The following is a 13425-nucleotide window of genomic DNA, read 5'->3' on the forward strand; positions in this document are numbered from 1 at the left end:
CCGGTCGGCAGCCAGAGCGCGAACCTCGGCATGCAGGACGCCAGGGCGCGGCGGGGGCCCACCCGTCTCTCAGGCCGGCGCCGGGCTCACTTGCCGCGCAGGCCCTTGTCCAGGGAGGCGATCCCGCTGCCCTGCGCGTCGTCACCGTCCAGCGACCAGACCATCACACCGGCCAGGTCGTTCCAGCGGGCGTAGCGGCCCTTCTCGGTCAGCACCTCGGCCGAGTCGAAGCTGTAGAAGGTGGTGCCGTCGTACTTCCAGGACGCGCCGTGGTCGCGGTCCACGTAGGTGGTGCCGGGCAGCGCGTTGATCTCCTTGTAGGAGCGGTCCGCCACGGTGCCGGTCGCCTTCTGGTACAGGCCGTTGCGGTTGCCGGCCGGCACACCGGTCCAGCCGTGGCCGTAGAACGGCGCGCCGAGGACGGTCTGCTGCGAGGGCAGGCCGCGCTGGGCGTAGTGGTCGACGGCCTTGTCGGCGCTGCGCTGGCGGGCGTCCGGGTCGGTGGGGTCGGAGTAGAGCGGGGCCTGGTGGTTGGCCGGGCCCTTGCCCTCCCACGGGCCGTGCAGGTCGTAGGTCATCAGGTTGAGCCAGTCGACGGAGCCGGCGAGCTCGGGCAGCTCCAGCCGGTCGGCGACGGTCTCGTTGGCGGCGACGGCGGCGGTCAGCAGGTAGTGCTCGGGCTTCTTCGCCTTGCCCTTGGCCCCCTCGGCGCGCTCGGCGGCCAGCCCGTCCAGCTGCTTGCGGAACTCGGCCATCAGCAGGGTGAAGTTGCGGCCGTCCTCGGGGCGGACCACGTTGCCCTCGTCACCGCCGCCGCCCGGGTACTCCCAGTCGACGTCGATGCCGTCGAAGACGCCCGCGGCCGTGCCGGCGCCGCCCTCCGGGGAGCCGGCCAGCTGCGGCACGTCGCCCTTCATGTAGAGGTCGATGCAGGAGGAGACGAACTTCTGGCGGGCCTCCTCGGTGGCGGCGGCGTCCGAGAAGTACTTGGACCAGCTCCAGCCGCCCAGCGAGATGACGACCTTGAGCTGCGGGTTCTTCGCCTTGAGCTTGCGCAGCTGGTTGAAGTGGCCCTTCAGCGCCTGGCCCGGGGCGTCGGCGACGCCGTCCACCGAGTCGGCGGCGGAGAAGGCGCGCTGGTAGTCGTTGTAGGCGTCGCCCTGGCCGGCCTCGTTGCTCTGGAAGCAGGTGCCCTCGGCGGAGACGTTGCCGAAGGCGTAGTTGATCACGGTGAGCTTGCCGGCCTGGCCGGTCTCCTGGACGCGCTTGGCGAGGCTGTCGGCGCCCCACGAGGTGAAGTAGCCGACGCGCTGGCCCTTCAGCTTGGGGCCCTTGGCGCCGTCGGCGGCATTGGCCGTGGCGGTGGCGGCGGTGGAGGCGAGCAGCGCGGCGACGGTGGCGGCGGCGAGCAGGGCGGGGCGGCGAATGGGCATACCGGACCTATTCTCTGAAGCAGCGTCAATTGGTCTGGACCAAGCTGGAACAGAGGTTTAGTCCATCGTGCCGGTGCCGCACAAGGGGTCGGGCCCGGTCGGCGCACTATGCAAAAGGCCGGCAAAGCGCGGGCGGCTTCCGGGCAAAGCGAAGGAGGCCGGACCGCGGGTGCGGTCCGGCCTCCTCGGCGCTCAGCGCGGTGCTCAGCCGTTGATCAGGCTGCGCAGCACGTACTGCAGGATGCCGCCGTTGCGGTAGTAGTCCGCCTCACCGGGGGTGTCGATGCGCACGACCGCGTCGAACTCCCTGCCGGCCTCACCGTCACGGGCGGCCTTGACCTTGACGGTCGCGGGGGTGCGGCCGTCGTTGAGCTCGGTCACGCCGGTGATGGAGAAGGTCTCCTCGCCGGTCAGGCCGAGCGAGTCGGCGTTCTCGCCCTCCGGGAACTGCAGCGGCAGGACGCCCATGCCGATCAGGTTCGAGCGGTGGATGCGCTCGTAGGACTCGGCGATGACGGCCTTGACGCCGAGCAGCGCGGTGCCCTTGGCGGCCCAGTCGCGGGACGAGCCGGAGCCGTACTCCTTGCCGGCCAGGACGACCAGCGGGGTGCCGGCGGCCTGGTAGTTCTGCGAGGCGTCGTAGATGAACGACACCGGCGCGTCGGCCTGGGTGAAGTCGCGGGTGTAGCCGCCCTCGGTGCCCGGCGCGATCTGGTTGCGCAGGCGGATGTTGGCGAAGGTGCCGCGGATCATGACCTCGTGGTTGCCGCGGCGCGAGCCGTAGGAGTTGAAGTCGCGCTTCTCGACACCGTTGGCGGTCAGGTACTGCGCCGCCGGGGTGCCCGGCTTGATGTTGCCGGCCGGGGAGATGTGGTCGGTGGTGACCGAGTCGCCCAGCTTGGCCAGGACGCGGGCGCCGGCGATGTCGGTCACCGGGCTCGGGGTCTTGGCCATGCCCTCGAAGTACGGGGGCTTGCGGACGTAGGTGGACTCGGTGTCCCACTCGAAGGTGTTGCCGGTCGGGACCGGGAGCGACTGCCAGCGGTGGTCGCCGGCGAAGACGTCCTGGTAGCCCTTGTCGAACATGTCCTGGTCGATGGAGGCGGCGACGGCGTCGGCGACCTCCTGCTCGGACGGCCAGATGTCGGCGAGGAAGACGTCGTTGCCGTCGGCGTCCTGGCCCAGGGCGTCCTTGGTGATGTCGACGTTCATGTTGCCGGCGAGGGCGTAGGCGACCACCAGCGGCGGGGAGGCCAGGTAGTTCATCTTGACGTCGGGGTTGATCCGGCCCTCGAAGTTGCGGTTGCCGGAGAGCACCGAGACGACGGCCAGGTCGGACTCGTTGACCGCGGCCGAGACCTCCTCGGGCAGCGGGCCCGAGTTGCCGATGCAGGTGACGCAGCCGTAGCCGACCAGGTTGAAGCCCAGCTTCTCCATGTACGGGAGCAGGCCGGCCTTCTCGTAGTAGTCCATGACGACCTTGGAACCGGGCGCCAGGGTGGTCTTGACCCAGGGCTTGACCGTCAGGCCCTTCTCCACGGCCTTCTTCGCCAGCAGGGCGGCGCCCAGCATGACGGAGGGGTTGGAGGTGTTGGTGCAGGAGGTGATCGAGGCGATCACGACCGCGCCGTTGTCGATCCGGTACGACGAGCCGTCGGGGGCGTTGACCTCGGTCGGCTTGGACGCCTCGGCCGAGTAGGTCGGCAGCGCCTCGGCGAAGCGCTCGGCGGCCTCGGCCAGGATCACGCGGTCCTGCGGACGCTTCGGGCCGGAGATCGACGGGACGACGGTGGAGACGTCCAGCTCCAGGTACTCGGAGTAGACCGGCTCGTGCGACGGGTCGTGCCAGAGGCCCTGCTCCTTGGCGTACGCCTCGACCAGGGCGAGCTGCTGCTCGTCGCGGCCGGTGAGCTTCAGGTAGTTGATGGTCTCGGCGTCGATCGGGAAGATCGCGCAGGTCGAGCCGAACTCCGGCGACATGTTGCCGATGGTGGCGCGGTTGGCCAGCGGGATGGCGCCGATGCCGTCGCCGTAGAACTCGACGAACTTGCCGACCACACCGTGCTTGCGCAGCATCTCGGTGATGGTGAGGACCAGGTCGGTGGCGGTGGTGCCGGCCGGCAGCTCGCCGGTCAGCTTGAAGCCGACGACGCGCGGGATCAGCATGGAGACCGGCTGGCCGAGCATGGCGGCCTCGGCCTCGATGCCGCCGACGCCCCAGCCCAGCACGCCCAGGCCGTTGACCATGGTGGTGTGCGAGTCGGTGCCGACGCAGGTGTCCGGGTACGCCTGGCCGCCGCGGACCATGACGGTGCGGGCCAGGTGCTCGATGTTCACCTGGTGGACGATGCCGGTGCCCGGCGGGACGACCTTGAACTCGTCGAACGCGGTCTGGCCCCAGCGCAGGAACTGGTAGCGCTCCTTGTTGCGGCCGTACTCGATCTCGACGTTCTGGACGAAGGCGTCCGGGGTGCCGAACTTGTCGGCGATGACGGAGTGGTCGATGACCAGCTCGGCCGGGGCCAGCGGGTTGATCTTGGCCGGGTCGCCGCCCAGCTCCTTGACGGCCTCGCGCATGGTGGCGAGGTCGACCACGCACGGCACACCGGTGAAGTCCTGCATGATCACGCGGGCCGGGGTGAACTGGATCTCCTGGCTCGGCTGGGCGTCGGCGTCCCAGTTGCCGAGGGCCGAGATGTGGTCGGCGGTGATGTTGGCGCCGTCCTCGGTGCGGAGCAGGTTCTCCAGCAGCACCTTGAGGCTGTAGGGCAGCCGAGCGGAACCCTCGACGGCGGAGAGCTTGAAGATCTCGTACGACTCGTCGCCCACCTGCAGCGAGCTGCGGGCGTCGAAGCTGTTCGCGGACACGACTGACTCCTTCTAGGTGCTTCGTGCGGTATCCGGCCGCCACGGTGGTAAGGTCACCCTTACTTAGGCTGACCTTGCCCGCACCGCCGGTGAGCGCCTCTCGGCAAGTATCTTGATGTCGAGATATATCGTAAGGCGGAGTTATCTCGATGTCGAGATAAACCATAGTGCATGCCGCGACGTCCGCCACGTCGGCACCACCTCCAGCCTGACTCCACCGGGTGCATCCTCCCCGACCCCCCGCCGAACCCCCCGCAACGCGCGCCCGTAACGCGCGCCCCGGGCTCACGCGTCCATCCGGGCACAGGGGGCGGACAGCCGCCGTCCACGGGACGCGAGGGGCAGGGGACAGCGTGATCGGGAAGACGCGACGCAGCGCGGAGAACGCCGAGTTCGAGGCCTTCGCCCACGCCCGCGGACAGCACCTCCTCCGCACCGCGCTGCTGCTCTGCGGGGACTGGCACCTCGCCGAGGACCTCACCCAGACCACCCTCGCCAAGCTCTACGCCGCCTGGCCCAAGGTCCGCCGCGCCGAGAGCCCGGAGGCCTACGCCCGCGGCGTGCTCGTCCGCACCCACCTCTCCCACCGGCGGCTGCGGCGCAGCGGCGAACGGCCCGCCCTCGGCGACCTGCCGGAACCCCCCGGCAGCCGCGGCCCCGAGGCCGGCGACCCGTCTACGACGACCAGTCCTGGGCCGGACCGGAACAGCCCGGCGTGAACACCCGCGGCGCCCTCCTCTACGACGACGGCAACGGCCCGGCCGCCGTCACCGTCGCGGTGAGCGGCGGCATCGGCGACCACGACCCCTCCGGCGCTCCCGTCGCGGGCTCCCCGGCCACCGCCTTCTTCGACGGCCTCTACAGCTGCTCCCGGCCGGTCAACCAGCAGGCCCAGTACTGCTCCGACGCCGTACTCCCGGACGGCAGCCGCCTGCTCCTCACCGAGGTGACCGAGCACGGCCGCCTCTTCCGCACCGCCCACCTGCTGCGCGCGGACAACACCGAGGTCCGGGTCAACGTCAACAACCGCACGCAGACCCGCGACGGGCTGCCGCTCACCCTCGACCAGATCAAGGCCATCGCGATGGCCCCCGGCTTCCAGGAGTGGATCACCCCCGACGCGGCGCAGCAGGCCGAACAGGCCGTCCAGCCGTTCGAGGTGGAACCGGGCCTCTTCCCGACCGGCGAACCCACCCCGGTACGGTGACCCCGGAATGACGGGCCGGGAACGGATTCGGGGGCCGACCGATGATCGTGGTGGACGCGTCCGCGCTGGTGCTGGCGCTGGCCGACGAGGGTGAGCGCGGGGAGACGGCCCGGGCGGAGCTGGCCGCGGGCGGCGAATGGGTGGCGCCCGAGCACGTCGTCATCGAGGTGATGCAGTCGCTGCGCGGCCTCTACCTGGCACGCGAGCTCACCGCCGAACGGGTCGGCGAGCTCGCCGCCGGACTGCCCGGGCTGGCGATCCGGAAGGTCCCGGTCGAGCCGCTGCTCGGACGGATCTGGGAGCTCAAGGACAACCTCACCCCGGACGACGCCGCCTACGTGGCGGTGGCGGAGCGCCTCGGCGCGCCGCTGGTCACCGCCGACCTGCGGCTGATGCGGGCCAGCGGGCCGCGCTGCGAGATCCGGGGGATCCGCCGGGCCGACGGGTAGCGCGGACGGGTGCCGGGGCCGTGTCCGGGAGGCGGTGCGCGCCGTTGAACGGGGCGTCCGGCCTCCCGCCCCACCCGAAGAGGTTCGCCGATGCCCGCTCCGCTCGCCGCCGCGCTGCTCCCGTTCGCCCTGCTGGCGCCCGCCGCCGTCCCGGTCACGGTCACCGAGGCCGACTTCGACCCGGCCACCGCGTTCGTCCCGCCGGCCGCGGTCAGCCACGCGCCGGACCTGGTGCCGTACGGCTCGCACGTGCGGGTGGTGGTGGACCGCTCGGTGCCCGGGCGGACGGTGCTGACCTTGAGCGTGGCCGGGGTCGCCGCCGACCACGAGTTCCCGGTGCACCTGCACACGGGCGCGTGCGGGGCCGACCCGGCCGCGTCCGGCCCGCACTACCAGGACGTGGTGGACCCGGTCAGCCCGTCCACCGACCCCGCCTACGCCAACGACCGCAACGAGCTGCGGCTCGCGCTGCGCACCGACGGACGGGGCGAGGGCACCGCCGCCGGCTCGGTGGCCTGGCGGCCCCGGCCGGGCGGGGCCCGCTCGCTGGTGCTGCACGCGGGCGACCCGGCCGGCGCGCACCGCGCGGCCGACCGGGTCGCCTGCGTGAACCTGGACGAGGCGGAGTAGGGCGGGGCGGATCAGCCGCCGAGGGTGGCGACCAGGACGGCCTTGATGGTGTGCAGGCGGTTCTCGGCCTGGTCGAAGACCACGGAGTGCGCCGACTCGAACAGCTCGTCGGTGCACTCCAGCTCGGTCATGCCGGTCTCCTCGAACAGCTGCCGGCCGACGACCGTGCCGAGGTCGTGGAAGGCCGGCAGGCAGTGCAGGAACTTCACCTGCGGGTTGCCGGTGGCGCGCACCGTCTCCATCGACACCTGGTACGGCTTGAGCAGCGCGATCCGCTCGGCCCAGACCTCCTTGGGCTCGCCCATCGAGACCCAGACGTCGGTGTAGAGGAAGTCGGCCCCGGCCACGCCCTCGGCGACGTCCTCGGTGAGGGTGATCCGGGCGCCGCTGGTCTCGGCGAGCGCCTGCGCGGCCTTGCGCACCTCCTCGTCCGGCCACAGGGCGCGCGGGGCGACGATCCGGATGTCCATCCCGAGCAGCGCGCCGGTGACCAGCAGCGAGTTGCCCATGTTGGAACGGGCGTCGCCGAGGTAGGCGAGCGCCACCTCGGTGAGCGGCCTGGCGGTGTGCTCGGTGATCGTGAGCACGTCGGCCAGCATCTGAGTGGGGTGCCACTCGTCGGTGAGACCGTTGAAGACCGGCACGCCCGCGTACGCGGCCAGCTCCTCGACCACCGCCTGGCCGTGCCCGCGGTACTCGATGCCGTCGAACATCCGGCCGAGCACCCGGGCGGTGTCCTTGATCGACTCCTTGTGGCCGATCTGCGAGCCGGCCGGGTCCAGGTAGGTGGTGGTGGCACCCTGGTCGTGGGCGGCGACCTCGAAGGCGCAGCGCGTCCGGGTGGAGGTCTTCTCGAAGATCAGCGCGATGTTCCTGCCGCGCAGCCGGGGCTGCTCGGTGCCCGCGTACTTCGCCGCCTTGAGCGTGGCGGCGAGGTCCACCAGGAAGCGGAACTCCTGGGGCGTGAAGTCGAGCTCCTTGAGGAAGTGCCTGTTCCGGAGGTTGTAGGCCATGCCGGGCTCCTGGGTGTGACGGTGACGGTGACGGGCGGGCAGGAAGTAAGCAAGTCTATACGATGCTCAGAATTTGTATGCAAGACCGCCCCTTCCCGCCCGCCCGGCCCTCACAACCGCGGGTCCACCGGCTCCGACTCCAGCGCGAGCACGGCGAAGACCGGCTCGTGCACCCGCCACAGCGGCTCCCCGCCCGCCAGCCGGTCCAGCGCCTCCAGCCCGAGCGCGTACTCGCGCAGCGCCAGCGAACGCTTGTGCCCGAGGAAGCGCCGGCGCAGCCGGTCCAGGTGCTCGGTGTAGTCCGGGCCGTAGACGATCCGCAGGTACTCGCGCCCGCGCACCTTCACCCCGGGCTGGACCAGCCCGCCCGGGCGGCCCTCCCCCGCCCGGCCGCGCACCAGCGAGGCCAGCGGCTTGACCACCATGCCCTCGCCGCCCGCCCCGGTCAGCTCCTCCCACCAGGCGACACCCGCCGCGACCGACGCCTCGTCGGCGGTGTCCACCTCCAGCCGGCCGGTCCGGTGCAGCAGCGGCGCGCCCCGGTGCTCCGCCTCGTCCGCCTCGTCCGCCTCGTCCGCCTCGACCAGCCGGTCGATCCAGGCGAGGTGCTCGTCGTGCGGACGCACCGCGAGGTTCGCCCCCTCGGCCGCCAGCACCTGGAACGGCGCCAGCCGGATCCCGGCCAGGCCCTCCGTCGGCCAGCAGTACCGCCGGTACGCCTCGGTGAACGCCTGCGCGTCGGCGGCGCGCTGCCGCTGGCGCCCGGTCAGCGCGGCCACGTCCAGCCCCCGCCCGCCGGCCCGCTCCAGCGCGGCCAGCACCTGCGGCAGCGCCGCGCCCGCCGCCGCGCCGACCGCCGCGTACTGACGGCGCAGCAGCTCGACGGCCTTCAGCGACCACGGCATCAGCTCGGCGTCCAGCAGCAGCCAGCCGGTGTCCAGCTCCTCGAACAGCCCGGAGCGCTCGGCGGCCGCCCGCAGCCGCTCCAGCACCGCGGCGGTCAGCGCCTCGTCCCCGAGGAACGCCCGGCCGGTGCGGGTCCAGATCGCGCCCGGACCGGCCGGCCCGAACCGCTTCTCCAGCGCCGCGCCGTCCCGGGAGACCAGCACCACCGCGCGGGAGCCCATGTGCTTCTCCTCGCAGATCACCCGCTCGACACCGTCCGCCCGGTAGGCGGCGAAGGCCTCGTCCGGGTGCTCCAGGTAGCCGGGCCGGCCCGAGGTCGCGCTCGGCGCCATGGTCGGCGGCAGGTAGGCGAGCAGCCGGGGGTCGATCGCGAACCGGCTCATCACCTCCAGCGCCGCCGCCGCGTTCTCCTCCCGCACCGCGACCCGGCCGTGCAGCGCCGTCTCCACCACCCGGCGGCCCGCCACGTCGGCGAGGTCCAGCGGACGGCCCTCGCGGGCCCCCGGCGCGTCCGTGCGCATCGGCCGCACCGGCGCGTACCACTCCCGCTCGGCCTCGACGCCGACCAGCTCCCGCTCCGGGTAGCGCAGCGCGGTCAGGCTGCCGCCGAAGACGCAGCCGGTGTCCAGGCAGATGGTGTTGTTGAGGAAACTCGCCGACGGCACCGGCGTGTGGCCGTAGACCACCAGCGCCCGGCCCCGGTACTCCTCCGCCCACGGGTAGCGCACCGGCAGCCCGTACTCGTCGGTCTCGCCGGTGGTGTCCCCGTACAGGGCGTGCGAGCGCACCCGGCCGGAGGCCCGGCCGTGGTACTTCTCCGGCAGGCCGGCGTGGCAGACCACGAGGGCGCCGCCGTCCAGCAGGTAGTGGCTGACCAGGCCGCGGATGAACGCCCGGACCTCGGCCCGGAACTCCTCCGACTCGCCCGCCAGCTGGTCCAGCGACTCCTGGAGGCCGTGCGAGACGGTGACCTTCCGCCCGTCCAGCGCCCTGGCGAGCTTGTTCTCGTGGTTGCCCGGCACGCAGAGCGCGTGCCCGGCCGCCACCATGCCCATCACCAGGCGCAGCACCCCCGGCGTGTCCGGCCCGCGGTCGACCAGGTCGCCGACGAAGACGGCCGTCCGGCCCCCGGGGTGCACCGCGTCCACCGGGCGCCCGGCGCCGTCGCGCACCAGGGTCCAGCCGAGGCGGGTCAGCAGGGTCTCCAGCTCCGCGCGGCAGCCGTGGATGTCGCCGACGACGTCGAACGGGCCGGTGAGGTGGCGCAGGTCGTTGAAGCGCTTCTCCAGCACGATCTCGGCGGCCTCGACCTCGGCCTCGCCGCGCAGGACGTGCACCTTGCGGAAGCCCTCGCGCTCCAGGCCGCGCAGGGAGCGGCGCAGCTCGCGGTGCTGGCGCGGCACCACGTGCGCGGGCAGCTGCCGGTCCGGGCGGGAGCGGTTGCGCTCGGCGCAGACGCCCGGCGGGACGTCCAGCACGACGGCGATCGGCAGCACGTCGTGCTCGCGGGCGATCCTGACGAGCCGGCGGCGGGCCTCCGGCTGCACGTTGGTGGCGTCCACGACGGTCAGCCGGCCGGCGGCGAGGCGCTTGCCGACGATGTAGTGGAGCACGTCGAAGGCCTCGGCGGAGGCGGACTGGTCGTTCTCGTCGTCGGCCACCAGGCCCCGGCAGAAGTCCGAGGAGACCACCTGGGTGGGGAGGAAGTGCTTGCGGGCGAAGCTGGACTTGCCGGCGCCGCTGGTGCCGATCAGGACCACCAGGGAGACGTCCGTCACCGGCAGGCGGCGGGGAACGGGCGCGGCGGACCGGGTCGCGCGGGTGCCGTCCGTCTCGTCCGTCTCGTCTGTCTCGTCGGTCTCGTCGGTCCGGGTCTCGTCGGTCATCGGGTCTCGCCCCCTTCGGGCGTCGTGCTGGTGTCCATGGTGGCCGTCTTCTCGGCCGGCGCGTCGGCGGCCTCGGTGGCCTTGTCGTCCCTGTCGGTCCTGCCTGCCTTGCCGGTCCTGCCTGCCTTGCCTGCCTTGCCTGCCTCGTCGGCCTCGTCGGCCTCGTCGGCGAGGCGGAACAGGGCGAGCTGGGTCGGGGCGCCCACCTCGGCGTCCTGCGGACCGACCGGCCGGATGTCGACCGTGTAGCCGTAGGCGGCGGCGACCCGCTCGGCCCAGCCGCGGAACTCGGCGCGGTCCCACTCGAAGCGGTGGTCGGCGTGCCGCAGGTGACCGGCCGGCAGGCTCTCCCACCGGACGTTGTACCCGGCGTTCGGCGTGGTCACGACCACCGCCGGCGGCCGGGCCGCGCCGAACACCGCGTACTCCAGGGCCGGCAGCCGCGGCAGGTCCAGGTGCTCGATCACCTCGCAGAGCACGGCCGCGTCGAAGCCCTTCAGCCGCGCGTCCGTGTACGTCAGCGCGCCCTGGACCAGCCGTACCCGGCTCGCCTGACGCTCCGGCATCCGGTCCAGCCGCAGCCGGCGGGCGGCCGCAGACAGCGCCCGCACCGACACGTCCACGCCCAGCACCTCGGTGAACCGCACGTCCTTCAGCAGCGCCGCGACCAGCTCGCCCTGGCCGCAGCCGAGGTCGGCCACCCGGGTCGCCCCGGTCTCGCGCAGCGCGTCCAGGATGGCGGTACGGCGCTGCTCGGCCAGCGAGGGCCCGCGCCGCTCGGCCTGCTCCTGCCCGGCCTCCTCGTGCCCGGCCTGCTCCGCGCTGTCGTCGACCGCGCTGTCGTCGACCGCGTTGTCGACCTCCTCGACCTCGCGGTCGTCGGCCTCCGCCAGCCGGGCCAGCTCCAGGCGTTCCATCGCCCGCCGGGTCAGCGTCCAGCGGCGCGACAGGTAGCGGCGGGAGATCAGGGCCCGCTCCGGGTGAGCGGCCAGCCAGCCCTCACCGGCGACGAGCAGCTTGTCGACCTCGTCCGGGGCGACCCAGTAGTGCTTGGCGCCGTCCAGCGCCGGCAGCAGCACATACAGCTGCTGCAGCGCGTCGGCCAGCCGCGCCCGCGGCGCCGACAGCTCCAGCCGGACATAGCGCGACTCGCCCCACTCGGGGAACGCCTCGTCCAGCGGGATCGCCGATGCCTCCACCTGCCAGCCCAGCGGCTCGAAGAGGCGGACCGCCATCGCCACGCCGGCGCCCTCGCCGGCCGCGCCGCCGACCGGCACGGCCGGCAGCGAGATCCGCAGCGGGCGCGGCTGGTCGGCCAGCCCGGGGCGGGCCTCGCAGACGCCCTTCATCGCCGTCCGGAACACCGTCCGCAGCGCCACCGCGAGCAGCGAGGAGGCCGCGTAGGGGCGGTCGTTGACGTACTGGGCGAGCGCGAAGTCGGGCGAGCCGGCGCGTCCCTTGCCCCGGCCCTTGCGGACCAGCGCGATCGGGTCGACGTCGAGCAGCAGCGCGGCCGTGCAGGCCTCGTCGCCCGCCTCCGGGTAGAAGACGTGCGCCTCGCCGTGCGCCGTGGAGAACCGCTGGACCCTGCCGGGGTGCTTGTGCAGCAGAAAGCCCAGGTCAGTGGCCGGGTTCTCGGCGGTACCTGTGGTGGAGATCGACATGAACACCCGCTGGAGTATGGCCGAGGAGGAGCTCCCCGAGCACCGCATTTTGTCGCCGCCCGGGGCCGGCGGGCCCGGTCCGGACGGTGAGCGTGTTCGGCAGCGACGGCCCGGATTCGTTAACGTGCACGATGTGACTGCAGAATCCACCACCCCCGTGAGCGGCGCCGTCGCCGCAGGTCTGGCCACCATCGCCGCGGACGGCACCGTCCTCGACACCTGGTACCCGGCCCCCGCGCTGACCGCCGAGGCCGGCCCGGCCGGGACCGTCCTCCTGACCGCCGAGCAGGCCGAGGCCGAACTGGGCACCGGCGCCGCCGAGGCGCTGCGCGCCGACGCCCGCCGCGGCGTGGAGGTGGTCGCCGTGCGCACCACCATCGCCTCGCTGGACGAGAAGCCGCTCGACGCGCACGACGCCTACCTGCGTCTGCACCTGCTGAGCCACCGCCTGGTCCGCCCGCACGGCCTGAGCCTCGACGGCATCTTCGGCCTGCTGGCCAACGTCGCGTGGACCAGCATCGGCCCGGTTCCGGTGGACAAGGTCGAGCAGGCCCGGCTGGCCGTGCGCGCCCAGGGCGGACAGCTCGCCGTCTACGGGATCGACAAGTTCCCGCGGATGACCGACTACGTCGCCCCGTCCGGCGTGCGCATCGCCCACGCGGACCGCGTCCGCCTCGGCGCGCACCTGGCCGTCGGCACCACCGTGATGCACGAGGGCTTCGTCAACTTCAACGCCGGCACGCTGGGCACCTCGATGGTCGAGGGCCGGATCAGCGCGGGCGTCCTGGTCGGCGACCACAGCGACATCGGCGGCGGCGCCTCGATCATGGGCACCCTGTCGGGCGGCGGCAAGCAGGTCGTCTCCGTCGGCGAGCGCTGCCTGCTCGGCGCCAACGCGGGCATCGGCATCTCGCTCGGCAACGACTGCGTCGTCGAGGCCGGCCTCTACGTCACCGCCGGCACCCGGGTCACCACCCCGGACGGCGCGGTGGCCAAGGCCGTCGAGCTGTCCGGCCAGGACAACCTGCTCTTCCGCCGCAACTCCCAGACCGGCGCCGTCGAGGTCATCGCCCGCACCGGCTCCTGGGGCGGCCTCAACGCCGACCTCCACGCCCACAACTGACCCGCACGGCCGACGTGATGCCGGGCTTCGAGACCCCCGAAGCCCGGCATCACCCGTCCTGAAGCCGCTCCGGCCCCTCCGACCCGGGTCCCGGTGGCCCTTGCGTCACGCAAGGGCCACCGGAAGCACGGCGCACCAACCGCACGGATCCGCAGCGTGCGGCAACCCTGGCAGCCCGGAGTGGTCAGGATCTCCCGGGGGCCGTTCTCCGCCTCGACGGAGACGTGCAGGTCGCGGATTTCAAGG

The 13425-nt window shown here is 72.9% G+C and carries 10 protein-coding genes; 5 read left to right on the forward strand and 5 right to left on the reverse strand.

Annotated features, from left to right (window positions below; translation table 11 throughout):
* Positions 1–86 precede the first annotated feature (86 nt).
* The gene (locus tag ABTX81_RS39060; protein ID WP_350555629.1) at positions 87–1433 is read right to left on the reverse strand and encodes a glycoside hydrolase family 18 protein; all 1347 of its coding nucleotides are present in this window, start codon (positions 1431–1433) and stop codon (positions 87–89) included.
* 204 nt (positions 1434–1637) lie between these two features.
* Positions 1638–4301, reverse strand: coding sequence for an aconitate hydratase AcnA (gene acnA, locus ABTX81_RS39065; RefSeq protein WP_350555631.1), 2664 nt, complete (start codon positions 4299–4301; stop codon positions 1638–1640).
* A 353-nt stretch (positions 4302–4654) separates the two neighbouring features.
* Between acnA and ABTX81_RS39070 the strand changes: the two genes are divergently transcribed.
* The 4 genes from ABTX81_RS39070 to ABTX81_RS39085 all read left to right on the forward strand — a co-directional run bounded on the left by ABTX81_RS39070 (position 4655) and on the right by ABTX81_RS39085 (position 6587).
* Complete coding sequence (locus ABTX81_RS39070) at positions 4655–5020, forward strand: sigma factor (protein ID WP_350555633.1); 366 nt, start codon at positions 4655–4657, stop codon at positions 5018–5020.
* The gene (locus ABTX81_RS39075) at positions 5017–5508 is read left to right on the forward strand and encodes a hypothetical protein (RefSeq protein ID WP_350555635.1); all 492 of its coding nucleotides are present in this window, start codon (positions 5017–5019) and stop codon (positions 5506–5508) included. The genes ABTX81_RS39070 and ABTX81_RS39075 overlap by 4 nt, the downstream gene beginning before the upstream one ends.
* 41 nt (positions 5509–5549) lie before the next feature.
* Positions 5550–5957 carry a type II toxin-antitoxin system VapC family toxin gene (locus ABTX81_RS39080; protein WP_350555637.1) on the forward strand — a complete coding sequence of 136 codons (408 nt, stop codon included), beginning with the start codon at positions 5550–5552 and terminating at the stop codon, positions 5955–5957.
* 90 nt (positions 5958–6047) lie between these two features.
* Positions 6048–6587 carry a superoxide dismutase family protein gene (locus ABTX81_RS39085; protein WP_350555639.1) on the forward strand — a complete coding sequence of 180 codons (540 nt, stop codon included), beginning with the start codon at positions 6048–6050 and terminating at the stop codon, positions 6585–6587.
* Positions 6588–6598: 11 nt separating this feature from the next.
* Here the strand turns inward: ABTX81_RS39085 and argF are convergent, their stop codons facing one another.
* The 3 genes from argF to ABTX81_RS39100 form a co-directional block, all read right to left on the reverse strand.
* Positions 6599–7600 (reverse strand): ornithine carbamoyltransferase, encoded by a 1002-nt coding sequence (argF, locus tag ABTX81_RS39090; protein WP_350555641.1) that lies wholly within the window; start codon positions 7598–7600, stop codon positions 6599–6601.
* Positions 7601–7710: 110 nt separating this feature from the next.
* The gene (locus ABTX81_RS39095) at positions 7711–10392 is read right to left on the reverse strand and encodes a polynucleotide kinase-phosphatase (RefSeq protein WP_350555643.1); all 2682 of its coding nucleotides are present in this window, start codon (positions 10390–10392) and stop codon (positions 7711–7713) included.
* Positions 10389–12062 carry a 3' terminal RNA ribose 2'-O-methyltransferase Hen1 gene (locus ABTX81_RS39100; RefSeq protein ID WP_350555645.1) on the reverse strand — a complete coding sequence of 558 codons (1674 nt, stop codon included), beginning with the start codon at positions 12060–12062 and terminating at the stop codon, positions 10389–10391. Before ABTX81_RS39100 ends, ABTX81_RS39095 begins: the two co-directional genes overlap by 4 nt.
* A gap of 127 nt (positions 12063–12189) precedes the next feature.
* Between ABTX81_RS39100 and dapD the strand changes: the two genes are divergently transcribed.
* Positions 12190–13179 (forward strand): 2,3,4,5-tetrahydropyridine-2,6-dicarboxylate N-succinyltransferase, encoded by a 990-nt coding sequence (dapD, locus tag ABTX81_RS39105; RefSeq protein WP_350555647.1) that lies wholly within the window; start codon positions 12190–12192, stop codon positions 13177–13179.
* Positions 13180–13425 lie beyond the last annotated feature (246 nt).

Source organism: Kitasatospora sp. NPDC097605 (assembly GCF_040302725.1).
Lineage (GTDB): Bacteria > Actinomycetota > Actinomycetes > Streptomycetales > Streptomycetaceae > Kitasatospora.